Annotated in this window: 35 protein-coding genes; 19 read left to right on the top strand and 16 right to left on the bottom strand. The window is 48.0% G+C overall.

The features are described 5' to 3' along the window. Positions 1-29 precede the first annotated feature (29 nt). On the bottom strand, positions 30-317 hold the full coding sequence (locus DNK57_RS00600; RefSeq protein ID WP_192961174.1) for an energy-coupling factor ABC transporter substrate-binding protein: 288 nt from the start codon (positions 315-317) through the stop codon (positions 30-32). A gap of 2 nt (positions 318-319) precedes the next feature. Next, positions 320-988, bottom strand: coding sequence for a cobalt ECF transporter S component CbiM (cbiM, locus tag DNK57_RS00595; protein WP_192961128.1), 669 nt, complete (start codon positions 986-988; stop codon positions 320-322). A gap of 230 nt (positions 989-1218) precedes the next feature. Between cbiM and pyrF the strand changes: the two genes are divergently transcribed. Then, positions 1219-1881, top strand: coding sequence for an orotidine-5'-phosphate decarboxylase (gene pyrF, locus DNK57_RS00590; RefSeq protein ID WP_192961127.1), 663 nt, complete (start codon positions 1219-1221; stop codon positions 1879-1881). A gap of 23 nt (positions 1882-1904) precedes the next feature. On the opposite strand, the gene DNK57_RS00585 is transcribed toward pyrF, so the two are convergent. From DNK57_RS00585 to DNK57_RS00570, 4 genes are all read right to left on the bottom strand, one after another. Beyond that, positions 1905-2441, bottom strand: a complete 537-nt coding sequence (locus tag DNK57_RS00585) for a hypothetical protein (RefSeq protein ID WP_192961126.1) — start codon at positions 2439-2441, stop codon at positions 1905-1907. Between the two features lie 35 nt (positions 2442-2476). Then, a complete protein-coding gene (locus DNK57_RS00580) occupies positions 2477-3391 on the bottom strand; it encodes a deoxyhypusine synthase (RefSeq protein WP_192961125.1) in 915 nt (304 codons plus the stop codon). Positions 3392-3681: 290 nt separating this feature from the next. Then, complete coding sequence (locus tag DNK57_RS00575) at positions 3682-4563, bottom strand: CBS domain-containing protein (protein WP_192961124.1); 882 nt, start codon at positions 4561-4563, stop codon at positions 3682-3684. Positions 4564-4675: 112 nt separating this feature from the next. Beyond that, positions 4676-4864 carry a hypothetical protein gene (locus DNK57_RS00570; RefSeq protein ID WP_192961123.1) on the bottom strand — a complete coding sequence of 63 codons (189 nt, stop codon included), beginning with the start codon at positions 4862-4864 and terminating at the stop codon, positions 4676-4678. Between the two features lie 69 nt (positions 4865-4933). On the opposite strand from DNK57_RS00570, the gene DNK57_RS00565 reads away from it, so the two are divergent. From DNK57_RS00565 to DNK57_RS00555, 3 genes are all read left to right on the top strand, one after another. Next, positions 4934-5950: a cobalamin B12-binding domain-containing protein gene (locus DNK57_RS00565; RefSeq protein WP_226890898.1), complete on the top strand. Its 1017-nt coding sequence runs from the start codon at positions 4934-4936 to the stop codon at positions 5948-5950. A gap of 134 nt (positions 5951-6084) precedes the next feature. Further along, positions 6085-7155 carry a sensor histidine kinase gene (locus tag DNK57_RS00560; RefSeq protein WP_192961122.1) on the top strand — a complete coding sequence of 357 codons (1071 nt, stop codon included), beginning with the start codon at positions 6085-6087 and terminating at the stop codon, positions 7153-7155. Positions 7156-7284: 129 nt separating this feature from the next. Continuing rightward, positions 7285-7740, top strand: a complete 456-nt coding sequence (locus DNK57_RS00555) for an NUDIX hydrolase (RefSeq protein WP_226890896.1) — start codon at positions 7285-7287, stop codon at positions 7738-7740. 5 nt (positions 7741-7745) lie between these two features. On the opposite strand, the gene DNK57_RS00550 is transcribed toward DNK57_RS00555, so the two are convergent. Then, a complete protein-coding gene (locus DNK57_RS00550) occupies positions 7746-7970 on the bottom strand; it encodes a TIGR04165 family Cys-rich peptide (RefSeq protein ID WP_192961120.1) in 225 nt (74 codons plus the stop codon). Positions 7971-8057: 87 nt separating this feature from the next. Between DNK57_RS00550 and DNK57_RS00545 the strand changes: the two genes are divergently transcribed. Both DNK57_RS00545 and hisG read left to right on the top strand, forming a co-directional pair. After that, complete coding sequence (locus tag DNK57_RS00545; protein ID WP_192961119.1) at positions 8058-8567, top strand: nitroreductase family protein; 510 nt, start codon at positions 8058-8060, stop codon at positions 8565-8567. 49 nt (positions 8568-8616) lie between these two features. Beyond that, positions 8617-9603 (top strand): ATP phosphoribosyltransferase, encoded by a 987-nt coding sequence (gene hisG / locus DNK57_RS00540; protein ID WP_192961118.1) that lies wholly within the window; start codon positions 8617-8619, stop codon positions 9601-9603. 78 nt (positions 9604-9681) lie between these two features. On the opposite strand, the gene DNK57_RS00535 is transcribed toward hisG, so the two are convergent. Beyond that, the gene (locus DNK57_RS00535; protein WP_192961117.1) at positions 9682-9858 is read right to left on the bottom strand and encodes a toprim domain-containing protein; all 177 of its coding nucleotides are present in this window, start codon (positions 9856-9858) and stop codon (positions 9682-9684) included. A gap of 154 nt (positions 9859-10012) precedes the next feature. Between DNK57_RS00535 and DNK57_RS00530 the strand changes: the two genes are divergently transcribed. Beyond that, entirely contained in the window at positions 10013-10996 is a 984-nt protein-coding gene (locus DNK57_RS00530; RefSeq protein ID WP_320056825.1) for a pseudomurein-binding repeat-containing protein, read from the top strand. A 30-nt stretch (positions 10997-11026) separates the two neighbouring features. On the opposite strand, the gene DNK57_RS00525 is transcribed toward DNK57_RS00530, so the two are convergent. Together DNK57_RS00525 and DNK57_RS00520 are read right to left on the bottom strand one after the other, a co-directional pair. Then, positions 11027-11773: a SagB/ThcOx family dehydrogenase gene (locus DNK57_RS00525; protein WP_192961115.1), complete on the bottom strand. Its 747-nt coding sequence runs from the start codon at positions 11771-11773 to the stop codon at positions 11027-11029. A 19-nt stretch (positions 11774-11792) separates the two neighbouring features. Beyond that, positions 11793-12362 carry an SOUL family heme-binding protein gene (locus tag DNK57_RS00520; RefSeq protein ID WP_192961172.1) on the bottom strand — a complete coding sequence of 190 codons (570 nt, stop codon included), beginning with the start codon at positions 12360-12362 and terminating at the stop codon, positions 11793-11795. Between the two features lie 94 nt (positions 12363-12456). On the opposite strand from DNK57_RS00520, the gene DNK57_RS00515 reads away from it, so the two are divergent. Genes DNK57_RS00515 through DNK57_RS00505 form a run of 3 tightly spaced genes read left to right on the top strand, consistent with a single transcriptional unit; the run spans position 12457 to position 13900 of the window. After that, the gene (locus DNK57_RS00515; RefSeq protein WP_192961181.1) at positions 12457-12609 is read left to right on the top strand and encodes a hypothetical protein; all 153 of its coding nucleotides are present in this window, start codon (positions 12457-12459) and stop codon (positions 12607-12609) included. A gap of 2 nt (positions 12610-12611) precedes the next feature. After that, on the top strand, positions 12612-12764 hold the full coding sequence (locus DNK57_RS00510; protein WP_192961114.1) for a TIGR04165 family Cys-rich peptide: 153 nt from the start codon (positions 12612-12614) through the stop codon (positions 12762-12764). Between the two features lie 8 nt (positions 12765-12772). Next, complete coding sequence (locus tag DNK57_RS00505) at positions 12773-13900, top strand: TIGR04083 family peptide-modifying radical SAM enzyme (RefSeq protein WP_192961113.1); 1128 nt, start codon at positions 12773-12775, stop codon at positions 13898-13900. 581 nt (positions 13901-14481) lie between these two features. Here the strand turns inward: DNK57_RS00505 and DNK57_RS00500 are convergent. Then, positions 14482-15048, bottom strand: coding sequence for a zinc dependent phospholipase C family protein (locus DNK57_RS00500; RefSeq protein WP_192961112.1), 567 nt, complete (start codon positions 15046-15048; stop codon positions 14482-14484). Between the two features lie 97 nt (positions 15049-15145). After that, positions 15146-15583, bottom strand: coding sequence for a hypothetical protein (locus DNK57_RS00495; protein WP_192961111.1), 438 nt, complete (start codon positions 15581-15583; stop codon positions 15146-15148). A gap of 104 nt (positions 15584-15687) precedes the next feature. On the opposite strand from DNK57_RS00495, the gene DNK57_RS00490 reads away from it, so the two are divergent. Further along, positions 15688-15909, top strand: a complete 222-nt coding sequence (locus tag DNK57_RS00490) for a hypothetical protein (protein ID WP_192961110.1) — start codon at positions 15688-15690, stop codon at positions 15907-15909. Positions 15910-15955: 46 nt separating this feature from the next. Here the strand turns inward: DNK57_RS00490 and DNK57_RS00485 are convergent, their stop codons facing one another. After that, positions 15956-16504 carry an ArsR family transcriptional regulator gene (locus DNK57_RS00485; RefSeq protein ID WP_192961109.1) on the bottom strand — a complete coding sequence of 183 codons (549 nt, stop codon included), beginning with the start codon at positions 16502-16504 and terminating at the stop codon, positions 15956-15958. 149 nt (positions 16505-16653) lie between these two features. On the opposite strand from DNK57_RS00485, the gene DNK57_RS08930 reads away from it, so the two are divergent. From DNK57_RS08930 to DNK57_RS00470, 4 genes are all read left to right on the top strand, one after another. After that, positions 16654-16869, top strand: coding sequence for a hypothetical protein (locus DNK57_RS08930; protein ID WP_226890895.1), 216 nt, complete (start codon positions 16654-16656; stop codon positions 16867-16869). After that, positions 16866-17321 carry a GltB/FmdC/FwdC-like GXGXG domain-containing protein gene (locus DNK57_RS00480; protein ID WP_226890893.1) on the top strand — a complete coding sequence of 152 codons (456 nt, stop codon included), beginning with the start codon at positions 16866-16868 and terminating at the stop codon, positions 17319-17321. The genes DNK57_RS08930 and DNK57_RS00480 overlap by 4 nt, the downstream gene beginning before the upstream one ends. A 9-nt stretch (positions 17322-17330) precedes the next feature. Further along, positions 17331-19190, top strand: coding sequence for a glutamate synthase-related protein (locus DNK57_RS00475; protein ID WP_192961108.1), 1860 nt, complete (start codon positions 17331-17333; stop codon positions 19188-19190). Positions 19191-19449: 259 nt separating this feature from the next. Next, the gene (locus tag DNK57_RS00470; protein ID WP_192961107.1) at positions 19450-20829 is read left to right on the top strand and encodes an MFS transporter; all 1380 of its coding nucleotides are present in this window, start codon (positions 19450-19452) and stop codon (positions 20827-20829) included. A gap of 59 nt (positions 20830-20888) precedes the next feature. On the opposite strand, the gene aqpM is transcribed toward DNK57_RS00470, so the two are convergent. The 3 genes from aqpM to DNK57_RS00455 are packed head-to-tail and all read right to left on the bottom strand — an operon-like array spanning position 20889 to position 23373. Next, positions 20889-21629 (bottom strand): aquaporin AqpM, encoded by a 741-nt coding sequence (gene aqpM, locus DNK57_RS00465; RefSeq protein WP_192961105.1) that lies wholly within the window; start codon positions 21627-21629, stop codon positions 20889-20891. Between the two features lies 1 nt (position 21630). Continuing rightward, positions 21631-21840: a DUF2180 family protein gene (locus DNK57_RS00460; RefSeq protein ID WP_048060737.1), complete on the bottom strand. Its 210-nt coding sequence runs from the start codon at positions 21838-21840 to the stop codon at positions 21631-21633. Between the two features lie 33 nt (positions 21841-21873). Further along, entirely contained in the window at positions 21874-23373 is a 1500-nt protein-coding gene (locus DNK57_RS00455; protein WP_192961103.1) for a DUF2193 domain-containing protein, read from the bottom strand. Positions 23374-23590: 217 nt separating this feature from the next. Here DNK57_RS00455 and DNK57_RS00450 point away from each other — a divergent pair, with 217 nt between their 5' ends. From DNK57_RS00450 to DNK57_RS00435, 4 genes are all read left to right on the top strand, one after another. Next, on the top strand, positions 23591-23893 hold the full coding sequence (locus tag DNK57_RS00450) for a DUF2769 domain-containing protein (protein ID WP_192961101.1): 303 nt from the start codon (positions 23591-23593) through the stop codon (positions 23891-23893). Positions 23894-24210: 317 nt separating this feature from the next. Further along, positions 24211-24555 carry a carboxymuconolactone decarboxylase family protein gene (locus tag DNK57_RS00445; protein WP_192961100.1) on the top strand — a complete coding sequence of 115 codons (345 nt, stop codon included), beginning with the start codon at positions 24211-24213 and terminating at the stop codon, positions 24553-24555. 212 nt (positions 24556-24767) lie between these two features. Continuing rightward, entirely contained in the window at positions 24768-25448 is a 681-nt protein-coding gene (locus tag DNK57_RS00440; protein WP_192961099.1) for a radical SAM protein, read from the top strand. Positions 25449-25519: 71 nt separating this feature from the next. Further along, positions 25520-26038 (top strand): hypothetical protein, encoded by a 519-nt coding sequence (locus tag DNK57_RS00435; protein ID WP_192961098.1) that lies wholly within the window; start codon positions 25520-25522, stop codon positions 26036-26038. The last annotated feature ends 9 nt before the right edge of the window (positions 26039-26047 follow it).

Below are 26047 nucleotides of genomic sequence, written 5' to 3'. Positions count from 1 at the left end.
CTCACCTGTAACTTCTTACCTCTGAAGGATCATTCTGATGTCTCGCCCCTTCCCCTGTAGTAGCCAAAGACGTACCCTATTATGAGGGCCCCTATTGCTGCCTGCAGGGCAAAGAGGAGGCTCTCTATTTCACCGCTTGGAGGCTCCCATAGTGGCTGGAACCATGGCTTGTAGCCTGTCTCACTTATTGCATCACCTGCGCTATCATCAGCGCCTCCGAAGTAGCCATCATCCTCTCCATGGCCACTGTATATTATCAGGGGTGCCACGGCGATTATTATGACAGCAAAGAGCATCAATATGTGCCTCTTATTCATCTTCAAGCCTCCGTAGCCTTTTTACTGATTATCTGGAGCTTTTCCATTATGTCCGGTTTGAGCTCCAGTATCTTCTCAAATATCACAACTGTCAGCAGCCCCTCTGCCACCGCAAGGGGTAGCTGGGTGTAGGCGAATATGATCATGAACTTCATGAGGGCCTCTGAAAACCCTGGAACAGGGAATGCCAGTGCCAGCTGCACTGAGGTTGTTACGTAGGTCATCAGGTCCCCCAGGAAGGCTGCAAGGAAAACTGAAACTGAGGTGGAAAGGGATGGCCCTGTGAGCCTGTAGATTCCCCAGGCACATACAGGCCCGACTATTCCCATTGAAAACACGTTGGCTCCCAGGGTGGTGAGTCCACCATGGGCCAGAAGCAGCGCCTGGAAGATCAGAACAATCAGTGCCATGACGGATGTAACTGCCGGTCCGAAGAGTACAGCGCCAAGACCGTTACCTGTGGGGTGTGAGCAGCTGCCGGTTACAGATGGCAGTTTAAGGGATGACAGGACAAACATGAATGCGCCGCTAACTGCAAGGAGCGGTTTTGCCTCGGGTCTATCCTCTGCAATCCTTATTATCTTCAGGAGGCCATAGACTATGACCGGTGCTGAGAGCAGATACCAGAAGAGGCACCACTGCCAGGGTAGAAATCCTTCCATTATATGCAATTTATCACCTTCTTGAATCCTTCTAAAGTAAACTTTAAGATTGCAGTATATAATATTTTCTATAAATTCTGATCTGAATTAAAGTTTCCCTGATGGTGTGGGGTTATGAAAGGATAATATATATCCTAGTCCAAATTTTCACCAGAGCAGATTATCTCTGAGACCCCTGAAAACTGATATTAAAAGGTTATTATCCATAAATGGATCTTTAAAATTCAGGAATTGATATTATGGACGTTAGAAACAGACTTATACTCGCAATGGACCTCATGAACCGGGATGATGCCCTCAGGGTCACCGGTGAGGTCATCGAGTACATAGACACCGTCAAGATAGGTTATCCCCTTGTACTCTCAGAGGGTATGGATATCCTGGCTGAGTTCAGGGAGAGATTTAACTGCAGGATCATAGCTGACTTCAAGGTTGCAGATATACCCGAGACCAATGAAAAGATATGCCAGGCCACCTACAGAGCCGGGGCTGATGCAATCATAGTCCATGGATTCCCTGGAGCAGACAGTGTCAGGGCCTGCCTCAATGTTGCAGAAGAAATGGAACGCGAGGTCTTCCTCCTCACAGAGATGTCACACCCGGGGGCTGAGATGTTCATACAGGGCGCTGCAGATGAGATAGCCAGGATGGGCGTTGAACTTGGTGTTAAAAATTATGTAGGACCATCAACAAGGCCTGAAAGGCTTTCAAGGCTGAGGGAGATCATAGGTCAGGAATCATTCCTCATATCCCCCGGTGTGGGGGCCCAGGGAGGGGATCCAGGGGAGACACTCAGGTTCGCAGATGCCATAATAGTTGGGAGATCAATCTACCTTGCAGATGACCCTGCAGCCGCAGCCTCAGGGATAATAGAATCCATTAAAGAGTCACTTAAACCCTGAAAAACTATTTTTCTTCAGAATCCTCATTCAGCCCCCTGATGCACTACTCTACCCCCAAGCTCATATGCTGCCTCAAAGAGGAGGAACAGGATGACTGTCAGAGGCCCAAAGCCCGTCTTAAAACCTGCCAGGGATAGGATGGCAAGTAGAACTATGACTATCTTAAGTGAGAACCTGTAATCAAAGAAAAGCCTTAAAATCCTGCTTTTCCCATAAATTACCGGGTTATCGTTCCCGTACTCATCTAGGTAGGCAGCCAGGGTGCACATTAACACTGCAGGGATGCTTATAACCGGTAATCCGCCAGCGAGTATGAAGAGGACAAATACAAGGGCCGCAGCAGCATGGCTCATGCAGTCAACCTTGAATGACAGGAGTGTGCCTGCGAATATGCCCAGGAATATGCATGCAGCTGCAGGATCACTTACCGATAGAAGACCCGCTGATGCCCCGCAGAGGGCACCCGCCACCATACCGGTGCGGGGCATCTCCCACTCATCCTCACACTCATCGGCGATCTTCATGAGAAAACCTGAAACAGGGTATAGAACCTCGATCATGCAAACACTCCGAATGAAGGCCCCTATAACACGCACTAGAGCCCAGATAATGCCCCTGCCAGTATCAACGGGAAGAGGGCTGTTGCATCACCCACCACAGTGACAAGGTTTGAACCCTCCTGGGCCTTCGCCCATGACTTTGCCTCCTCCAGGGGCGCCCCGCTGAGGCTCCCTGTTTCACTGCGATCCATGGTTATCTGAACCGCGGCATCCACCCCTCCCCTGAGGAGGGTTGATGCCAGAGTGTAGTGTTTGGGGAGTCCGCCGCCAAGTATTATGGCGCCTATGCGCTCATGACTGAAAACAAGGTCTGAGAGGCTGTGCATATCCTTCACAGCATCCAGGCATATGCTGTTATCCTGGGTGTACATCCAGAGCTGGAGGCCAAGCATGCTGTCAATGATTCCGGGGGCGTATACAGGTACTCTGCGGAGATGTGCTGTTCTTATTATGGACATGCCGTCATCCAGGTGGCCGCCTATATCATGTATGAGTTCCTGTATGGATATCCGGGGTTTTGATGAGAATATGCATGAGAATATCCTCTGGATCTCTGATTCAAATACCTCAAAGTCCTCTGACCTTGTATAGACATCCCCGATGCGGCCTATACCCTGCTGGTGCAGCTTCTCATCGTCAAAGCCATAGTCCCTGTAGTGGGCGCCCCCGAAGGCCTCCAGGAGGTCATGGGTAAGGTTTGCCCCGCTTGTTATCAGGGCGTCTATTGTTCCATCATCTATGAGGTCCCTTATTATCCTCCTCATACCCCCAGGAACCAGGGGCCCTGCCACGCTCATGAATATGGCCATTTCCGGGTCATCAATCATCTCACGCAGGAGCCTTGTTGCCCTGTAGACCCTGCCAGCTCCCAGGACCCCTGAACGTCCCATCTCCTCTATGAGTTCTGCCACGCCCATACCTGCTGTTATATTCATGTGATTCACATTCAAAATTAACACTTCCTCTGATTGATAGGGAAAAATCCATTAGACGTAGGGTCTGTATGCAATCCCCGGTTTCCTCAAGGAAACTTCAGTGCTGGGATGCCACCTCAAATCCTGAACACGATATACAAAGATTAATCTGGTGTGCTTATATATCCTTACCTGCTAAAGTAAATAGACTAACTGATTCTATCACGTCGCTGTGACATATAAATCCTTACCTGCTAAAGTAAATAGACTAACTGATTCTATCATGTTTGCTAGTAACTAGACCTGGATAATTTAAAATAAGGAGGTCAGTCAAGTCCAGCGATGCTATCAAGAATATCTGTCCTGGTTATTATACCGGAGGGTCTGCCCTCACGGTCTGTGACTATCAGCCTTCCAATATTGTATTTATTCATAATCTCTATGGCATCTGCTATCATCATATCCTGTTTAACGGTTATTATATTCTTTGACATTATATCTGAAACCTTCAGAAACTCTGTACCTTCGGCTATGGATTCCGTTATATCACTGAGCGTTACTATACCCTTAACCTCATCGTCCTCAACTATGGGGGCCCCCTCGATTCCAAGGGATGATAACCGTGCTGCAGCCTCCCTCACAGTCATATCCGGGGAGAGGGTTACAAGATCACGGGTTGCGACCTCATCAACAGTCTTCTTGGGTATGCTCCTTATCGCCGTCGTATCAAGGAGGATCATGTTATCCATATCATCCCTTCCAACAACCACACCATCAACCACGAGCTTGTTAACAGGGGTTGGACCTATCCTGACCCTGTCACCGAGGTCAAGTTTCCTTATACTTCCAACAAGTTTTATGGCTGCCTCGCACTCACCAGGGTCAGGTATGCTGGTGAATTCTATCTTCGCGACTGAGAGGTCCTCAATCTGCTCTCCATCCCGGTAGATGGGTACCGTGGTCTCTCTACCTGTTGATGATATGTTAAGCTGATGGTAGGCCTTTATTGTTGGTTTGTAGCCGCCACGTGGTCCTGGCACCCCCTTAACAAGGCCCAGGCTTCTGAGGGACTGCATCTGGTTCCTTATTGTACCGGGGTTCCGGTTCATTATGGCTGCTATCTCCTCCCCCTTGATTGACTTGCCATTTGAGTTCCTGTAAAGATTGATGAGGGTCTGGAGTATCTCCTTCTGAACAGAGGTAAGCATCTTAACACCTGCAGATCAATTATGCAAATCTATTATGAATAATAATTATAATTATTTTTAATTAATATGTCTTTTTATTCATAGCAAGATATAAATGTTATCCATTCAGTGCCTAGTAATACCCATCCAGTTTCTTATCCCTCTTGAAATATATACAGTGTGACGGGTTACCCGGCCCCCGGGGGTGTCTGCAGTAGACCTTAACCTCCCCCAGATCCTCAACCACCACCTCACACCTGTAGACACATAGTGGACATTCACCTGTTGCAGATACTATCCTGAAACCTTCAGCTGACTTCATCAAGATCTCCTGTGAAAAATGATAAATGTCTTATCTCGGTTTCATCTTAAATACTATTGGGGTGTTTGTATGCGGACTTCAATGGATAGAAATGCCGTCGTGGGAGAGGTTTACAGAGACCTTGATGAGAGGGGCCTTGTCTCAGATGAGGAGCTCTGCCTGCAGGATATAAACTATCACCTGGATTACCTTGAGGAGGCGATCCTCAATTCAAGTCCGGAGCTCTTCAGTGACTATGTGCTGTGGGCAGACATTCTTCTTAAGAACCTAGGCTTGCCTGAAGAATGTCTGAGAGGTTCTCTTAAAAGCATAGAAAGGGCCATTATGGGACTGGCTGATGATGAAGTTGCAGAGAAGGCATCAGAGTACATTTCAGTTGCACTCAAAACCCTTGAAACTTCACATCCCTCATCAAGCTACCTGGGGGACCGGCCCCTCCGTGAAATTGCAGAGGAGTACCTCAGGCTTGTTCTGAATACTGAGGCCCATAAAGCCAGAGAACTCATAATATCCTCCCTTGAATCAGGTGTTAAGGTGGAGGACATATACGTCAATGTCTTCGAACCTGTTCAGCGAGAAATAGGGAGGCTCTGGCAGACCAACCAGATATCCGTGGCCCATGAACACTATGCAACATCCGTTACCCAGAGCATAATGTCAGAGCTCTACCCCTACATCTACAGTGCCTCAGAGAGGCGAAACCTCAAGCTGGTGGCGGCATGCGTTAACAATGAGCTCCATGAGATAGGGATAAGGATGGTGAGTGATTTCTTCGAGATGAATGGCTGGGAATCAATTTACCTTGGAGCAAACACTCCACCCGAGGACTTCCTTGGCATCGTGGCTGACCTCAAACCAGATCTTGTGGCCCTCTCCGCGACCATGACCTTCAACGTCGGTCATGTCAGGAATATCATAGAACTCCTCGAGGAACTGGAGGATAGACCGCCGGTCATGGTTGGAGGGTACCCCTTCAACGTTGACATAAGGCTCTGGAAGAAGGTTGGTGCTGACCTCCATGCTGCAGATGCATCAGGGGCTGTGAATGTAGCAGAAGAATTCCTTGACATGGGAAACAGCTGCTAAAGCTAAGACATGATTTCTACCAAAGAGAGGAACTCCATGTTCAATGGACCCCCTCCGTCGGTAATTGTGGTACTCATGTTGTAGAATGCAAAGAGAGGAACTCCATGTTCAATGGAGTATGGGAGTGAAAAATTATGGAAAATGAAATTGAAGGCGTTTTCCTGATCCTGAAGAGGGATGGAACCATAGAGAAGGTAACATGCTATGGCACTGACATCCCCCATGGTATAGGATCCTTTGCCAGTCTCATGGATCATGGCAGCCGGGAGAAGGCTTCAAATTTTCTTGACAGGATACTGGAGAAGGGGGCTGCATATAACTGGGAGATGAACCTGCGGGATCTTAAAACCTATCACTTCTCAGGATTCCTCAATTCTGACAGGATTTACGTTGTTGGTTCACCATCAAGGGAGGATATGATAAATATATATCACCTTGCAGAAGAATACATGTCCCCAGAACCCGAAATAGAGCTTCCTGAGCATACTGAAGTCGAAAAAGAACTCTTCAATGAACTTACAAGGTTAAACAATGAGTTATCCTCAGCCCAGAGAGAACTTCTGAAGAAGAACCTGGAACTCCAGCGGGCCCTTGAGGAGAAGGAGATGCTGCTGCGGGAAATAAACCACAGGGTCAAGAACAACCTCATGATAATCTCAAGTATCCTTAACCTCCAGTCAAGGTATGTGAAGGACCGGGACGACCTGACGCTCTTTAATGAAGCCCAGTCAAAGGCCAGAGCAATGGCCATGCTCCATGAGAGACTCTACACCTCCGGAAAACACAGGAGAGTTGATTTCGGGGAATATCTCAGGGGCCTTTTAAGGGACCTTTACTACTCATTCATCCAGGACACTTCACACATAGGTCTTGAAACAGACATAGATGATGCGGAACTGGATGTGAACATCGTTGTACCGCTTGCCCTCATAGTGAATGAGGTCTTCACCAATGCCATCAAGCACGGCTTCCCCCATGGCCAGAGTGGCACCATAAGAGCCTCCTTTAAAAGGATGAATGGTGAGTACCTCCTTGAGATAGCTGATAACGGCGTGGGACTTCCAGAAGACTTTGACCCTGAGGGTGCTTCAACCCTCGGGATGCAGCTGGTCAGGAGCCTGTCAGAGCAGATCAACGGGGACTTAAAAATTGAATCTAACGGTGGTACACGAATCTCCATCAAATTCACAGACTGGAAGCAGTAATCGGAACCGACAAAAAACCCGAAAAAACCTCAAACAAATCCATAAAAACAGAAATAGCAATAATCTGAACTTCACTGTCAATGCTTTATTTTATATGTCCATTGCCCCAATCATAGATGGGGAATGCTTATGGTTGGAAGTGTTTATATCCTTGCTGTCAGGGCCTTCATTGAAGACGATGATGGTAGGGTCCTCCTGATCAAGAGGGCCGCTGACTCAAAGACCAACGCCTCAAGATGGGAACTTCCAGGTGGAAAGATTGGTACCGGAGAATCACTGGAGGAGGCCCTTAAGAGGGAAGTTAAAGAGGAAACAAACCTTGAAATTATCCCTGGAGATGTTATGGGTGTTGTTGAACAGAAATTTCCAGTTATAAATGCGGTTCATATCATAATCAGGTGCAGAGCAGAGGGCAGCGTGAAGCTCAGCGGTGAACACGAGGGCTTCGCATGGGTTGAACCATCAGACCTCAGCAGGTATAGACTAGCAGACTGGCTCTCAGACTTCATTATGAAACTTAAAATGGAAGAGAATAAAGAGGATTCCCCTTTAGGGGGGCTAATTAAATTTGTGAGGGGCATCTGAGTATATCAATCAATTGAAATTTTTTTGACCTCTATTTTACAGCTCCCTCCCTCACAGTATTCAAAGACATATCCGCATCGGCTGCATTTTATTGCCCCCACTATCTTCTGGTCCTCAGGGATGCCTGCTTCCCTGAGTTTATCCAGGTTCTGGGGATTTCGCACTGTTGAAACGTCCTTATCAACCTCTCCGCATTCCGGGCATGGTTTTTTTAGATCCTCAACCTTCATACAACCACTCGTTCGTATTCTATAAAACCATTATGGGCCTCCCAACATATAAAGGTCACGGTCAATATAGACTGTAAGGTGAGTAAAATGGATGTCCTCGAAGCAATCAAAACAAGGCGAAGCATAAGGAAGTACCAGGATAAGGATGTTCCAGAGGAGCTGATAGAGAAGATACTGGATGCTGGTATGTGCGGTCCCTCAGCCGTCGACCAGAGGCCATGGCACTTCATAGTCGTGAAGAACAGGGAGATGCTTGAGAAGATACCCGAGGTCCACCCCTACGGGGCGATGGTGAAGGATGCTCCCGTCGCAATCATCGTATGCTGCGATAGCAGTCTGGAAAAGTTCCCTGGATTCTGGGTGCAGGACTGCTCCATTGCATCACAGAACATACTCCTTGCAGCCCACTCCCTGGGTCTGGGTGCGGTGTGGACCGGGGTCTACCCCCTCGAAGACCGTGTTGAGGGTATAAGGAGACTCTTCAATATCCCGGAACATGTTATCCCATTCTCAGTGATACCCATTGGCTACCCCGCCGAGAAACCGGGTGCAAGGGACCTCTTTGACCCGGAAAGGGTGCACAGGGAAAAATGGTAGGGCTCTGCAAAGATATTTAAGGATCAACCAATATCTTGAGGTGAAAGCTATGAAGATAGTTCTTGGATTACCTAAGGGTAGTTTGAATAATGTTAACCGTGGAAACACCTACAGACTCTTCAGGGACGCAGGTTATGAGGTTAAGGGATACGAACCTGGCCGTGAAGAGAATGAGATAGAGATAACAAATGACCCTGAAATAAAGGCATACCTGACAAGGCCCCAGAGCGCACCCGTTGAACTGAACCGTGGGATGCTCGATATAGCCATAATAGGAGAGGACTGGGTCCGTGAGGAATCCATAAACAGCGGCGATGGATCTATAAAGAAGATAGGGGACCTTGATTATGGTCAGACAAGGCTGATAGTCGCAGTACCCCAGGAGGACCCCTACAGCTCCCTTGAGGACTTCTTCCTCAAAAATTCAGAAAGAAAAAAACCAGTACTGTGCTTCACAGAGTACCCTAACCTCACAAGGGACTTCTTCATGAAGAACCCTGGCTACAGGGAACTCTTCGGGGACAGCAAACCAGTGGTCCAGATAAGGGGACTGCGTGATGGTGACAATGAGATGGTCCAGATAATAAACTCTGATGGAGCCACAGAGGTATACATCGCCAAGGGCGCCGACCTCATAGTGGACAACACACAGACTGGAAGCAGCCTCAGGAAGGCCGGCCTTAAAATAATTGACACCATAATGGAATCAAGTGCAGGCCTCTACGCTGGTCCATCCTGCACCGGTGAGAAACTTGAGAAGGCTGAAATGATATTCAAGCAGCTTTACGGTGCCACCAAGGCAAGAAACTACTTTGATGTGAAATTCAACATAGCCAACCACCGTGCAGATGATGTGGTTGAGTTCCTGGTGAAGATGAAGTACTGTTCAGATGAACCAACGGTGGTGAGTGGAAGGGAGTTCTCACAGGTAAACGTCCTCATAGATAAGAGCCGGTTCCCTGAAATGCTGGAGGAAATAAAGGGCTTCGGTGCTTCAGCCATAGTGAGGGAAAACGTCAAACAGTACATAGAATAATTGCCTTATTTTTTCATTTTATGAAATAGAAAATTAAAATGAATTAAACCATTCAAAGTATATTAAAAAATAATTGGGTTATTCAGAAACCCTCTCCCTTCTAAGAATGCTGTTAAGGGACCTGAGGAGTTCAAGGTCATCTGCGGGGTCTAGGCTCGCAGTCTTATTTTTACTGCCACAGTATGGACAGGTATCCCTTCCATCCACCCATGGCCTTCCACATATTAGACACTTCTGTTTTATCTCAGGAACCAAATTATCACCTTAAAGATCACATGAAGAAAAAACCGGGAGTAAAATGTAGAGTCTCATGTTATATAAATCTTCCCGGAAAATTACTTAAATAGGGGAAAAAAATTATTAACAAGGTGGTAACTTGCAATTAAATAGAATTATTCTTCTGAGTGCAGTGCTCCTTACCCTTTCATTGAATGTCAGTGACGCTGCAGCAGTAGATATATTCCTGACCTCTGACTGCATATCAGGAAACTGCTCCGCTGACACTGAGAGTCTGAATCTCATCAAGAGCTGCATTGAGAATGAGAGCGAGCACAATGTTACAGTTGACCCCCTGGCCCCAAAGCCCGGGGAAGGTTATCGTGCTGTTAAGTGCGCGCCTGAGGGTGGCGTTGCAGTTTACCTCGCAGCATCCTGCCCTGGAGCCATGATGGAAGTTGCCAGAATGGCTGCAACAACATGCAAGGGCGTAATCTTCGTTAACACAGGCAGCCTTGACCTCAAAAAGACCGCAGTCCTCAGGAGAGCATGGGATGATAACTTCTCAAACAAATACTTTGCAGGTATAATCTCCCCCTACAGGTTCCTTACATCAGCCGGTGTGAGAGTAATACAGCCAAACGTCGACTGTGCAGATAGATCCTGGGAGGAGAAGTGTCGCTTCATCGCATCAGAAATCATTAGAATGGTCAATGAAACACCAGAGATGCTTCAGAGGGAAGGCAGGTTCTATAACAGCAAACTCATAGCCTACCACAGCATTGACCCTGCAAGGATGGCTTATGCTGCAGCTGAAATTTACAGGGACATAATGAAGGGGAAAAAACTTAAAGGTAGCTACTCAGGTTACAGTCCAGCCAACTTCCTTCTAATGGCAACCGACTACATGAACGGCCCCATAAGGCCCATCAGGGTCAGTGGCCCATCAAAGACCATTGCGAGGAGCACATTCCATGGATACATTTCCATGAAGGAATACAGGACCCTGGCAGCGGATATTAACAGTTACATGAGAAGATACCTCAAAGCACCAAGTTACGTCAGGTTCAGGGGTAAAATAATAGGGTACATGGATCTGCTGAGGATATACTCAAAAATTACGAGGACCCATACCTCAAAGAGAACTATGCAGCTACCATCATCAGTTAAGGTCTAGAATCGCTGACCCCATACACCCTTATTTTTTTTACCGGATCTTACCCACAGGGGCCAGGTAAACTGCGAATTCATCCACACCATCAACGCCGAGGACCTCGTCAAGGTATTCCTGGTCATAGGCTGCCACCCCACATGTACCCGCCCCTATGGCCTCACATGCAAGGTAGAGGTTCTGGCAGACGTGTCCAGCGTCGATGAGGATCACCCTGTGGGCTGCAAGGCCATACCTCCACTCCATCCGGTAGGGGATCGTTGTCCAGATGAAGGTCACCGCAGAATTTCCTGTGAAACTCTGGTTAAAGGTGGCCTCTATGATCCTCTCGGGGAGGTCCTCATCACGGTACTCGACCAGCACCTGGTGGGTTGAGGGTATGTACCTGTAGAGTCCAGTGTCAAGACCCTCAACATTGAAGACCGCAAGGTAGGTCTCAAAGGTGTGCCTGCATCCCGCAGATGGCACATTCCTGAATGCGGAGCCGCCTGCAACCATCCGTATGCCCTGGGTGGCCCATAGAAGGAATGAAAGTTCATCAAGGCCAAGTGGAGTGTTCAGGTAGCTCCTGCGACTCATACGGTTTCTTATGCATGTTACAATGTTTACATCAACGAACTCTGCCCAGTCCCTCACTGGAAGGTTAATCCGCTCTGAGTCAGGCGGCCATGGCTTCTCAAAGGGCGGGGCCTCAACTCCCATGCTCTGGGGCGTTTTTGAAAAATCCACCCTCTTCCTTATGCTATCCCTGAGGAAGTAACGGTTCCTCTCGATTTCCCCCATCAGATCACATCAGAAAAATTCAATCTATCTTCACAAGAATCTCATTTTTCCTTAAAAAGCCCGGGACAGCCGGGTGATTGTACTGTGCTATTATGAAGTTTGATTTTGATTCGATTGAATTCCTTTCAAGCCATTCCTTAAGTTCAGCTATCCTTTCAGTCGCCATCTCACTGTTAACCCTCCCGGAGAAGCTGTAGGCTGCGAAACGTTGATCATTCTCTTCACGAAATTTAATCCTATCATCGAGTGGCTCCGGGAGAGTTTCAAGTGTGTATGAAGAGGGCATTGTAAAGGAGATCCTGTATTTGCCTGGTTCAGCATCATCAGGAACCTCCTCTGTAACCGGGACCGTCATTGGTATCCTCTCAGATGAGTCAAGGTTAACACCGGTTACCGGTGATGTCATAGGGATCTCCTCCTTACGCCGGTTTCCCCCAAATATGTAGTTTGCCAGGATAGAGAAGCCTATGATCATGGCATCCCTGAAACTGGCCTCAACATCAACCTGTGCCAGTATATATCCATGGTACCTTCTTATCTCAAATTTACCATCCTTCAATTCAACCGTATATTCAGGACTCTCAGTCAGAACTGACCCCCCACTATTTTATTGATCCCGCTCAGTGAAAATGGGAATCTCCCCATGACAATCTATATAGGATACCATCATATATCTATCTTACATGATGTGGATAGTGAATGCATACTGTGACCTCTGCAGGGCAAAGAGAACCCTGGAGGTGGAGGGTAAAACCACTCCCTACCACATTGGTGACAGGATAGAGGAGTGCCCCTGTGGCGGCAAGTATGTTGTTGAGGAGATAATAGAGGTCTAGACATGAAGATGGAGGAATTTTTAAAGGAGTGCCCTGTATGTGGCTGCAGAGACAAGGTTGTTAAGAGGAGATTCATGGATGAACACAAGTCAAGGACATCCATGAAGGAGATAGTCTGTGAGAAATGCGGCCACGTATTTGAGACCGCAGATTAGGTGGTTTTATGGCATTCCATGTCATGATAATACCCTCCATGGACTGCCCCTCAGACTGCAGCTACTGCTGGGGCGTTGACAGGGACTCCAGGCTTATGGACATGAAAACCGTGAGGGAGATGGTCTCCTGGCTCATGGAATTCAGGGATGAACCTGCAACCTTCACATTCCATGGAGGAGAACCTCTGCTTGCAGGATACGAGTTCTACAGTGAGGCCCTCAAGCTAATATCTGAGAAGCTGTCCTTCCTCAGGCCCGCCTTCGCCATCCAGACAAACCTCTGGTTAATGACAGATGAACTGGCGGAACTCTTCGCAGAGTACAGCATACCCGTAGGTTCAAGCCTCGATGGTCCGAGGGAGATAAACGATTACCAGAGGGGTGACGGTTACTTTGATAGGACCATGAGGGGGTATGAGATAGCAAGGAAGCATGGATTGCGTGTGAGCTTCATAAGCACCTTCACATCCTATTCCATAAAGAGGAAGGAAGAGATATTCAACTTCTTCCTGCAGAACGGTATGAACCTGAAGCTGCACCCGGCCCTGCCATCCCTGAAGAGTTCAGACCCCGAGGAGTGGGCCATAACCTCAGAGGAGTACGGTGAACTGCTCCTGTACCTCCTTGACAGGTACCTCGAGCACTTCGGTGAGATAGAGATACAGAACATAGACCACTTTGCAAAGAGCGCATTCCTCAGGCGGGGGGTTGTATGTACACACGCTGATTGTGTGGGCAACACCTTCGCAGTTGACCCCCATGGTGATATATACCCCTGCTACCGCTTCGTTGGTATGAAGGACTACGTAATGGGTAATGTGGCTGATAGGCCTTCGATGGAGGATCTTGAGGAGAGTGAATCCCTCAGAAGGCTCTATGAATGGAGGGAAGTTGTTGACGATGAATGCTGTGACTGTGACTTCTACAGGTTCTGTCTAGGGGGGTGCCCCTATAATGCAATCACCATCAGGGATGGTGTGATGGAGATAGACGGTGTTGACCACCAGTGCGAGGCCTACAGGATGATCTTCAGCGAAATCAACAGGAGGGCCAACAGGGAATTCCTTGAATCCGGAATCCTTGGGGGTAATAAAAAGAGTAAAAAGCCGGGTGTCCTTGATATAATGATGAAGTAGTGAATTACCGGAAGATTAAGAAACTTTCTCTGAAAACAGGGCTGAGCTTTGGTCTCACCTCAGCCATAATAACCACCCTCGGCCTCATGTTTGGACTGCATTAAGGTACCCATTCAAGAATTGCTGTTATTGGGGATCCTTACAAGCAATAGCTGATGCCCTATCAGATACGATGGGTATACACATTTCTGAGGAAGCAGAGAATGTTCACACAGAGGGGGAGATCTGGGAATCCACCCTGTAACCTTCATGAGTAAATTTTTATTTGCTCTAACCTTTCTTCCTCTTCTTATTCTCGATTTAACACTGGATGTTACCGCATCCATTATATGGGGTCTTCCTCTCCTTACGGTTCTCAGTTTCCACATCGCAGGGTCCCGGAATGTTCCTCCAGGGAGGCTTCTGCTGGAGCACATCGCAAAAGCCTTAATGATCATAGTGATAACACCATTCAGGGAACATCCTCAACCTTAGTAATAACACACCATTCAGGGAACCGGATATCCTCAACTTTGGTTAGGTGTGCTGTTCATCTGCAGGGATCCAGTGAAGATAACCATTTCCGTCCGAAAATTAATGGCTCAGGACTCAATAGAACTCATGATCTGCTGGTATGATACACTGCAGGCCAGGTCAAGGGCCTCCGAGATGTGGGAGTCGTCACCATCCATTACCCAGGCCCTCCAGAGCCCCTCTGCCTCCAGTGACTGGTCACCGTCCACGGCAACCATGTGGGGTTCAAGGAGTATCGCCCTTATCTCGTAGAGTGTGTGGAGGTATCTGCTGGATCCAGAGGATGTGTGGGGGCCGCAGATGCCATCGGAGATGTAGTGGCTTGCAACCCCATAACAGTAACTTGCATAACGGTAGTTACCTGCATCGTAACTTAATTTCCCCTGATTCAACCAGAAATTAGCCTTTTCAAGATTGTATGGATAAACATGGTACCTAAAGTCAAGGAATACCGTGTCAGGATCATCAGCCCCATTCTTCATTTCATCAAGGTTCATCCTGTCCCTGACGTCGGGGGGCATTTCACTGTATACCTTCTCTGCAATGTCATGATGGTTCTTGACTGACCATGCAGATGCGCCCTGAACCTGCAGGACTGAGAGAATCAGAATCAGAATTACAACAATGGCTCGCATTTTAACCTCATAGAGTAGTTCCATAATCTAATTGGAGGAGCCTATATAAAATCTTTGCGTCTTCAAATCCATGATATGGTTTAACATGAGTAAAAAATTATAAGACACGCTTCAGCTTCATTGTGCCGTTACAGGAGTAGACCTCTGCGGGTATGGAGAAGGCCTCAACACATGTTTTCACAGAGTCCACAGAACTCCATGGTGCGATGATCCATAGTCTCACACCATCGGTATATGCAAATCTTCTCCATTTCCTTATATCAGGGGTATCGCATGCTATATCAACCAGGATCACATCTGAGTCATTGGATGCACGGATATCCGGGACAAAACCCTTTAAAGTTCCTGGTCTTAACTTCTTTTTGCCGTTATTTATCTTTAAATCATATCCTACGGTTCTAAGGTGTTCAACAGCGGTTCTTAATATTAAGGAGTATTCCTTATCGATCCCGGAGTAATTTAAAGACTTTCTGATCATTTCAGGCCCCTTGAATGTTTTTCCATATTGAGTGTATGAAAATGGTTTTCTGAACATTGTATATAGTATAGTGGTAAGTAGTATAAATACTTATACCCTATTGGGGTAGAGATACAAAAAATATATATTATGGGGCGTCATAGTAGATATTGGTGATTATGATGGGTGTGCTTGATGATGAAACACTGAAGATGAGGTACATTGAACTTGTGAGGAAGGGTGTTCTGGAGAAGGATGAATGCGCCTCCTATGAAAACAAGGACGAGTTGAAGCCGTGCATGAAGAGGAAGGTTGAGGAGTTTGATGATTTCTTTGTACCCGGCACGGTCCTTATAAGTGAAAGGGCATCGTACCGGTTGAGGGTCGGATACCCCATGGAATAACCCTTTTTAAGTTATTAAACCTTTTTTATGGTGAATTCTGGAAAGACTAGATTATCACAAGCTTACCTGCCCTGGTTATGGAGTACCTGTCAAACATCTGGGACTGCTTTACCAGACCCATATCCATCAGGGCTGAGAGGTGCTTGTAGACCATCGCCCTTGAAATCCCCACTTTCCTTGAGATCAGAACCGCGTTGAGACTCTCCTCCTCAAGTACCTCCAGTATCCTGAGCTTGGTATCAGAGATATCCATTTTAAGGGGCGGTATCCTCACTGCTGATTCACCGAAGCACGTGTAGATGGCATCCACACCCTCCCTGTGGGCCATGAATGAGAGTATGCCCCCAAGTTCCTCTCCATCAGAGGCCACGTAAACTTCCCCATGCTTTCTGGCACCCCTTATGACTTCAGATATCCTTCTAGCCGCCTCAATGGGATCCTGGGTGTCAATTCTGACTATTCCTCCCTTAACGAATTTTTCAAGGCCCGAGTCATTGACTTCCCCTGTCTGGATGGATATAAGTCCATCGATCTGGGTCTTCATCGCCACATCAAAAAGGCACCTTCCCCGCAGGTTGCTCACAAGGGTCTTCATGATATCACACATTTACAATTCTCATATAATAGTAGAATATTCTCATTAATATATATAATTATCTATCCGGGTTTTCCAGAAATGGGAACCCTTAAATTACAGCAAGGAAAATTGTTCATTAAAAAACATGCTAAAACAGGGGATGTTAGATGACTGTTCAGGAAATGAAAATTGCGGGTGATGACCTCACAACAAGGGACATCAACAGAAAGATAAAGGATGGGCTCAGCAAGGAAATCAGGCGCTTCGAAATAGAAAGCAGCGCCGAGCTTGACTCCATTGTAGTTGGAATCCGGGAGGAAGCTGAATTTGTCCTGAATGGTAAATTCGGGGACTTCATAGGCGCCCTCAACATGGCCCCATGATAGAGATAAACGGCAAAACCGGGAGATACGTCGGGAACAACATGACAGCCGGGGAGATAATTGTCCATGGGGATGCAGACGATGGCGTGGGTTTTGGAACCTACAATGGCACCATAGTTGTCCATGGGGATGCAGGTAACGGTATCGGCCAGCTGAACAAGGGAGGCATCATAATCATAGACGGAGACATCGGCGACCTTGCAGGACTCTACATGCTGAGCGGTGACCTCATAATAACAGGAAACAGCGGAGAGGACACCGGGGACTGGATAATAGGAGGCAACATATACATCGGAGGTGACTTCGATAGCGGTACCAACACCAGGATCGTTGAAATGGATGAATCAGATATAAGGAAGCTATCAGCCCTCTTCGAGCAGTACTCAATAGAAGCATCTCCAGATGAATTCAAGAAAATACAGAGAAAGGAGATACGTCCATTCTACGGCTAGGTGATCCATATGGTACAGATACTCTTAACAGAACCTGAAAAATGTGATGGCTGTAACAAGTGCGTGGAGGCATGTGAATCTGTCCTTGGAAGGAGTGCGATTTTCCTCAACAAGATGGACACCGGCTACCATGCCATAGTCTGTCAGCAGTGCGTGGACCCCTCTTGTGCAAGGGGCTGCTTCAGGGACGCAATTAAAAAGGAGAACGGCGCAGTCAAGATAGATCAGGAGTCATGCGTCGGCTGCAAGCTATGCATGCTCATGTGCCCCATCGGCGCCATAACCTACACCGATGAGGGCATGGTGAAATGCGACCAGCAGTGCATTGAAAAGGTAGGAGACACGCCAGCCTGTGTGGCTGCCTGTGAGCAGGGATGCCTCGAGGCCCTCGATGTCATGGAATACGTTAATGACATCCAGAGGGGCTTTGAGATCAAAAATCCAGGTACCGGCTCAATAACACCAGCATCTCCATCATCAGACCTTGCAGCAGTAACCCAGGGGCTCTGCGTATTCTGCGGCACCTGCGAAATCGTCTGCCCGACAGATGCCATAAAGATAGTCGAGGACCATGCAGAGATAGATAAGACCAAGTGCATAATGTGTGGTTCATGCCTTGCAGCATGCCCTGTCCTCATACCAACAGGTGCAGGCAGCATATGGGACCCCCGGACAATCGCAGATATAAGGTACACATCAAAGGCTGGTAAGTACGTCCTCAGGGGATTCGGTACAGAGAGGAGGCTGCCAAACTTTGATGACATAATCATACTCCCTGCCCAGGCATCCATACCACCTGTCGACAAGTACAGGGAACCATGCAACACCAGCGTGGTCCTCGGTGACAGGTTTGCAGAGGAACCACTGGTACTACAGACCCCTGTACTCATTGCAGGTATGTCCTTCGGTGCCCTAAGCAAGGAGAGCAAACTGGCAATGGCCAAGGGATCATCCATGGTGGGATCCTGCGCCAACACAGGTGAGGGTGGAATGCTCCCTGAGGAGAGGGAGCTCGCAGATAACCTCATGGTACAGTACTCAAGTGGAAGGTTCGGTGTATCCTCAGATTACCTGAACGTGGCCGATGCAATCGAGGTCAAGATAGGGCAGGGTGCAAAGCCTGGTATGGGTGGACACCTCCTGGCAGAGAAGGTGAGCCCGGAGGTCGCAAAGATTCGTGGAATACCCGAGGGTACCGACGCCCTCAGCCCTGCACGCTTCCTTGACGCCACAAGGGAGGGTGACCTTGCAAAGCACATAGAACTCCTCAGGGAGGTCACAGACTGGAGGGTGCCCATAGTCGTTAAACTTGGACCCGGACGCGTATATGAGGACGTGCAGATCGCGGCGGAGGCCGGCGCAGACGTTATCTCAGTGGATGGAATGGAGGGTGGAACAGGCGCAGCCCCTGAGGTTGTGATAGAACATACAGGGGTGCCAACCCTGGCAGCACTCGTGCAGGCAGTTAACGGTCTCAATGATATAGGGCTGAAGGACGAGGTTGACCTCATAATAACAGGGGGTATCCGCAGCGGGGCCGATGTGGCCAAGGCCATGGCCATGGGAGCCGATGCAGTTTACATCGGGACCGGTGCAATGATTGCAATGGGATGCCGTGCCTGCCGCATGTGCTACACAGGCAAGTGCCCTGTTGGTGTCGCCACACAGGACCCCGTACTGAGGGAGAGGATGGACGTGGACCTTGCAGCAAGAAGGGTCGCAAATTACATAAAGTCCATGACCGAAGAGGCCAAGATGCTGGCCCAGCTTGCAGGACACGACGATATACGTAAGTTCAACCCTGAGGATCTCAGGGCCCTGGACACCAACACAGCAGATATAACAGGACTGAAACTCATAAACCAGTGAAAAAACACTTTTTATATTTTTTTAATCAGATATAACAGGACTGAAACTCATAAACCAGTGAAAAAACACTTTTTATATTTTTTTAATCAGATATAACAGGACTGAAACTCATAAACCAGTGAAAAAACACTTTTTATATTTTTTTATTGAAATAAAAACCTGCTCTGGATCAGATTTAAAGTGCATGAAAGGGGCAGCCCTGGAGAAACCCCTTAATCAACAGAGAACAGACTTATAAAATAATGACAGATATGATCATATGATCGAGACAGGACACAGAAACAGGATACTGATTCTACTCTTTATAGGGGTCTTCATGGGGGCCCTCGACATAGGAATCATTGGCCCGGCACTTCCCGCTATAGAGGACTACTTCAGGGTGGATCCCCGCCTTGCATCATGGACATTCATATCCTACATACTCTTCTTCATGCTTGGAACACCCCTCATGGCGAAGCTCTCAGACAGGTACGGGCGCAGGGACATCTACATACTTGACATCCTCCTGTTTGCTGCAGGGTCGGTTATAACTGCCATGTCACCATCATACCCCCTCCTCATACTTGGGAGGTCCATACAGGGCTTCGGTGCAGGGGGAATATTCCCTGTTGCAAGTGCATTCATAGGGGACACATTCCCCCCTGAAAGCCGTGGAAAGGCCCTGGGCATCATAGGATCCGTCTTTGGTTTCTCATCCATAGCGGGACCAATCCTTGCTGGTTTCATACTCCCCTATGGCTGGCAGTGGCTCTTCCTCATAAACATCCCCATCGCAGCGATAATAGTTGTCACTGGATTCCTTATACTCCCAGTTACAGTTAAAGGGGATGATGGGAAATTTGATGCCATGGGTACCATCCTTCTCGCAATCACTGTGGCATCCCTTGCAGTCGGGATAAACCAGATCAATACCACGGACATCGCCGGGAGTTTAATGAGGCCCATTGTCCTTTTTCCTCTCATAATTGCAGCTGCACTCACACCCCTTCTATGGCGGGTTGAAAGGGCTGCAGATGACCCTGTTGTAGAGGTTGACCTCCTGGGCAGCCGTGAGGTACGGATTGCGACCGCCATATCTGCTGGTAACGGTCTCTCCCAGTCCGCAATTGTATTCATACCCAGCTACGCCCTCATCGCCCTTTCACTCTCAGAGTCAATGGCCAGCTTCAGTCTCCTCCCATTTGTAACCACAATGGCCCTCTCAGCTCCCCTGGTCGGTGTTCTGCTTGACAGGGTTGGTTCAAGGACTGTGATGGTCTCAGGGAGCATTATCCTCATGGCCGGGTGCATCATCATGGCCCTGCTCTCATCAACCGCCCCCCTCTTCATACTGGCTGAGATACTCATGGCCCTTGGACTCATAACCGTTATAGGGTCCCCCCTCAGGTACATAATGCTATCGGAAACTCCCCCAGAAAAAAGGGCCTCTGGACAGGCCCTCATAAACATAGTATCCAGTGCCGGGCAGCTTGTTGGGGGCGCGCTGATCGGGGGTATAATAGGATCCATGGGGGGAGGGATAATGGGTTACAGGTTCTCATTCCTCTTCCTGGTTGCAGTCGCAGTCTCAATCTTTCTCCTGTCAACTAACCTTAAGGGAAGAAGTGAACAGCTTGAAACAATGAAGAAGAACCTCTAAAGAACAAAATATCTGAAACAAAAAAGAACCTCAAAAAAATTAAATTAAATATCTGAATTCTATTCAGATGTGAGGTACTGGTAGGTGAGGGCTGCAAGGACAGCTCCCACAACAGGTCCTATGACGTAGATCGGGAAGTAGTTCCAGAGGTTGGTGCCAGCGAAGATCATGTCGTTGAGGTATGGGCCAAAGGTACGTGCAGGGTTCAGTGAGCTTCCGCTTATGTTACCCAATGTGGTAATGATACCTGCAACTGTGAGGCCGATTACGATCCCAGCAAATCCCTTCGGGGCCCTCTCATCGACGGCTATACCCATGGCCGTGATCATAAGAAGGAATGTCCCAACAGCCTCTGCAAGCATTGCCTGCCAGTAGCCGATCCCCGGGAAGGGTGCTGTGGCCCCCAGTCCACCTATGGTGGCTGCAGTTATACCCGCACACTGGAGGAATATGAAACTCCCGAAGGCTGCCCCTAGGAGCTGTGCAATGATATAGGGTACAACGTCCCGTCCAGGAAACTTCTTAACAGACCAGAGCCCTATTGTCACAGCAGGGTTTATATGGCACCCAGAAATGTTTCCCAGTGCGTATATGCTTGCCGCTATTGCAAAACCGAATGCGAGACCTATGGCAACCCAGTCGCCAAGGCCACCCAGGAGACCTATACCAATGTTAAATGGGTTTGGAGCTGTGCCCCCAGATGCTATCATCAGGGTTATGGCGGCTGATCCGGCACCGAAGAACACCAAAAAAAATGTGCCTATAAACTCAGCGATACACCTCTTTGTAAGGGATACCATCCTAATCCTCCTTCATGACATTGTAGCAGTAGGGACAGAGTATCCTTGGCAGCGTACCCTTAACCTTCTCTGCTGGGAAGGGGTAGCCTCCACTCCAGATCTCGGTTTCCTCCCTTATGGCGTGCTCGGTGCAGAGCCCCATCCCGCAGACTATACATATTGCAACCGCATCGGTGTCCTTGCCCTGCTCGGCGCAGACATAACATTTCATATGATCACCAAAAAAATGGATGGATTGGTGAAGCTATACAGCTTCTCTCCACTGGCAGTGGTTGTGTCTGAAGTCAATTAGGGCTGCTGCTGCGCAGTTCTTACATGTCCTTGCAGGTGATGCAGCGCTCTCCTTGTGGAGTGCGATTATGTTGGTCATCAGGGTTGCGGTGACCGGTTCACTTGTAAGGAGGCATGGGTAGTCAGCAAGTCTCATGAGGGCTGAGAACCTCACTGTTATTGCACATGCCGGGTATGTGTAGCGCTGTGGGTTCATTATGACTTCATTTTCGTGTATCGGTGAGAGATCAACCTTGTAGTCTCCGACCATGGGTTCAAGTGGCCCTTCTTTTCCGTTAAGCATCCTCCTTGCCCTGTCGATGTGTGTCCATCCACGGTATATCATGTCCATGAAGTCGCTGTTGTGGAGTTCGGCTGCGGCGCCCCTTGTGGGGTAGAGCTGTACATAGTTGTGGAACCTCTTTGTGAGGAGGTCAACAACACCTATTGCATTGAAGCCATCAAGTTCGAGTATGTACTCGACAGCGCATGCAGATGAGCCTGTTGCAAGGCTAAGGACATCATATTCACTCTTAAATGATGACACCGCGCTGTTGAGGGTGCTGTCCATGACCTCGGTGGTTGCCTCTATTATGGCCATTACCACATCATCCTTGCACATGTTGTAGGTGGACTGGGCTATGTGATGTGATATGTCACCAACACAGTATGCTGGTACAGTGAGTATGTTGCCGTAGTGCACCCCATCATCCATGGCTGCCCTGACGGTTGCCTCCATCTCCTTCCTGTAGCGGGACATGTACTCCCTTACATCAAAGGATTCATGACCATGGTCGTCCATGAGTTTTGCCTGGGCCTCCACTGGCTCCTCATAGATGTATTTCACCATTTCGATTTCCTTCTGGGCTGCCTCTGCGGCGGTCGCCCCCCTCTCAAGTTCGTTTGCAAATACCTCCCCTATACCGTAGGAAGTGTTCATACCCCATGATTTTGCTGATAGTATTGCCTGTTTGTGCATTTCGGGGATGTCTGTCTTGCTGAGAATCCTGTTCACCACGTTGCTCGTGCTGCCAGGCATGAGGGCAAAGTCAACCACACATGTTGGGCCGTAGAATCCACCGTACCTTCTTATTGCCTCTTTTCCTATAAGTGCCTCAGACTTTTCTATGGCATCTATGAATGCCTGGAGGCTCTTTTCAAATTCGCTGTCCTCATCCCGGAGTATTTCAAGGACCACAGGTGTCTGGTAGTGTTCCACGAATGGGTCGTCCTCTGGTCTTATGGTGTCTGTCAGGCTGTCAAGTATCTCATAGTGGGCCTTCACTGAGTCCCTGTGCAGGTTTATCACAGCCTCGCTCTGGTCTCCGACGGGCTCCATCTCCTGCACCACATCCAGGTAGGCCTTTGTATCCTTTATTTTAAATTCCTTTCCCCTATTCTTTTTTATGGTTTCGACATCGGCTTTCTGGGCCATCATGGCCTCTTTTACCATTTTTTCGTATAACTCAACCATTAGATCACCTTCGGTGGAAATGATCCATCTGGATAATTACATTCCACCAATATTAAGTAGGTAAACTACATTAATATCAGTTTCTAAATATCACAAGACAAAAGTTTTAAATAGTGGTATTTTTCTGGAAAATCTTCAGTTTATCATGATTATTCATTGAAATTTTTTAGGGCAAAGGTGAAAAGTGGGCAGCCACATATACTAGTATGGTGATGTTATGGAGGTTGACTTCAGCATGGAAAACATCAGGAGGTGCCTCTGCCTCGACTGTCCCGTTCAGAGGAAGAGCCGGTGTGTGGCTGATAAGAAGAGGATAATGCTCCTCATAACCCAGCAGGACCTTGACAGTGCCATGCGAATGGACACGGACCGTGTACCCGGTGTGTACTGCTCCACAGGGAGAGCCATATGCACCGACATAGACCCACATGAGGAATGCCTCTGCAGTGAATGTGAGGTCTGGGTGGAACACAGACTGGGTGATGCTGAGATCTCAGAGTATTTCTGCATCAGGGATTAACTTCGTTATATGTGTCTATGACGAAGATAAAACCATGAACCATACACTCTTCTTCAGGTATGGTCTGGAATGATAATGTCATATCATGGTATGCAGTCCCCAGGGCAGAAAAAAATAGAATAATCGATTTAAGGCCTATTTTTCTACACCGCCGGGTTTAGATACCCTCCCATGTCAAACAGAATTTTTTCAGTGATTTTAGGGTCCCGATATGGTTTTTTTGACTGGAAGGGGCCAGGTCTAAAGCAGGATTTTTCCTAGAAGACCTGATTTTATATCCTATATCCACCAATATATGGGTGTATGGGGGTTAAGGAATGGAGGAAATATTAGAAAAGATCGAGGAATTTTTTGGTTTTATACCAGAGATATTTAAAGTCCTGGAGGACGAGCCAGAGGTCCTGGAAGCATATTATGACAAAATGGAGAAGATTCTATCTAATGATGCGCTCCCACTGGTTACAAAGGAGCTTATAGGGGTTGGAGCTGCAGCAGCCCTTGGATCTGAACACTGTCTTAAAACACATATTAAGGCTGCAAAACGCCTGGACGCAGGTGGTGATGAAATATTACTGGCGATCCTTATAGGAGCATCCATGGCAGAATCAACAGCACTTTCAAGGTCCCTGAGGGTGTTCAAAGAGGAAAGGGCGGATCTGTAGAAATCATATACCTGTCATCAGCGTATTAAACATCAAGCTTAAGGTGATCCTGCTCTGAGGTGGGACTGCGGAAGCAGATGTGATTCTAAAGGTGCAAAAATTGAGCGCCACATATATACCATGCAAAGAATATCCCTGCATTTCGAGGCAAAAATGTATCCAGCCATCAGACATATCACCAGACAACACAGACATAAAGACACCATCCAGGGGTGAAAGACATCCAGCTATCACACATATCTGTAAGCGACATAATAACCGTCCTCACACCAACATGCAACTTCAGATGCAGGTACTGCTTTTTCAGACCAAGGGGATGCAGGAACCACCCCCCTGATTTTATAGCGGATAAAATCCTCAAGATCAGTGAGGAAACAGGAACTGAGAGGGTCCTGATAGCGGGGGGTGAGCCCACCCTCCAGGAGGACCTCCCTGAACTGACAGGAATCCTGGCAGAAAAACTCCATGTTACCATATCAACCAATGGCACCCGCAGGGATGTTCTGGGGAGGAGCACCTTCCATGAGGTCCACATTGACCTCAAGGCCCTCGACGAGGCGAAGCACATCCACCTGACCGGGGAGTCCAACCGGGAGGTCCTTGAATGTATAGAGGAATTCTCGGGTTCAGACAGGATTGAGGTCTCAACGGTCCTGGTGCCGGGTCTCGTTGACCTTGATGAGATCGAGGGGATTGCAGAGTTCCTGTCAGCATGGGATGTTCCCTACAGGATAACAGGGTATGTTGCCCACGCTAACAGCCTAGGTGCAAGGCGACCATCTGCTGATGAGATAAGGGCTGCTGCCAGGATCAGCAGGAAGTACCTCAGCAGCGTATCAACATCCCTCGACTTCAGGAGGCACAGGAAGAGGAGGATGATAGTCACCCTCTAGTCGCAGATGATGTAAATCGAAAACTATATAAAAACCTGGCCTTGGACATTAATAATGAAGGTTGGGATTTGATGAGGACGACACTTATTTCGGTTATCATATTATTTCTGATTGTAGGGGGAGTTTTCACAGCTGCAGCTGCCACTGAAACAGGCAACAATTCCTCAGATGTTAACAAAACAGTTAAAGGTGGGGGAGGAGTTCAGCCACTTTCCTTTGCATCCAGTATAGACGTGCAACCATCAACCATCAGTCTGGGAACCGTTTACCCGGACGGTATTGAGAGGAGTTACCCCAATGCTGTAACAGTGACGGTAACATACCTGTTTGCCTTTGGCGACACACTCTCGGTTAGGGGCAGCGGGGACCTTGTAAACACGGCTGACAGCTCACTCAGGATACCCCTATACAACCTCAAATTCAGCACCCCCAGCCTCAGCAAGAGGTCCTTCACGACCTCCGATCAGACCATAATGACCTACAGCGGATTAATTGGATCAAAGAGTGTAACCATGGATCTTTACATCACTGTACCCCCATACACTGACCCTGGCACCTACCAGACAACACTCATATACACATCAACCTAGCATCATCCT

The sequence above is a fragment of the Methanothermobacter thermautotrophicus genome (assembly GCF_014889545.1).
Lineage (GTDB): Archaea > Methanobacteriota > Methanobacteria > Methanobacteriales > Methanothermobacteraceae > Methanothermobacter > Methanothermobacter thermautotrophicus_A.
The sequence above is the reverse complement of the archived record's forward strand: the minus strand, read 5'-3'. Positions and strand labels throughout refer to the sequence as shown.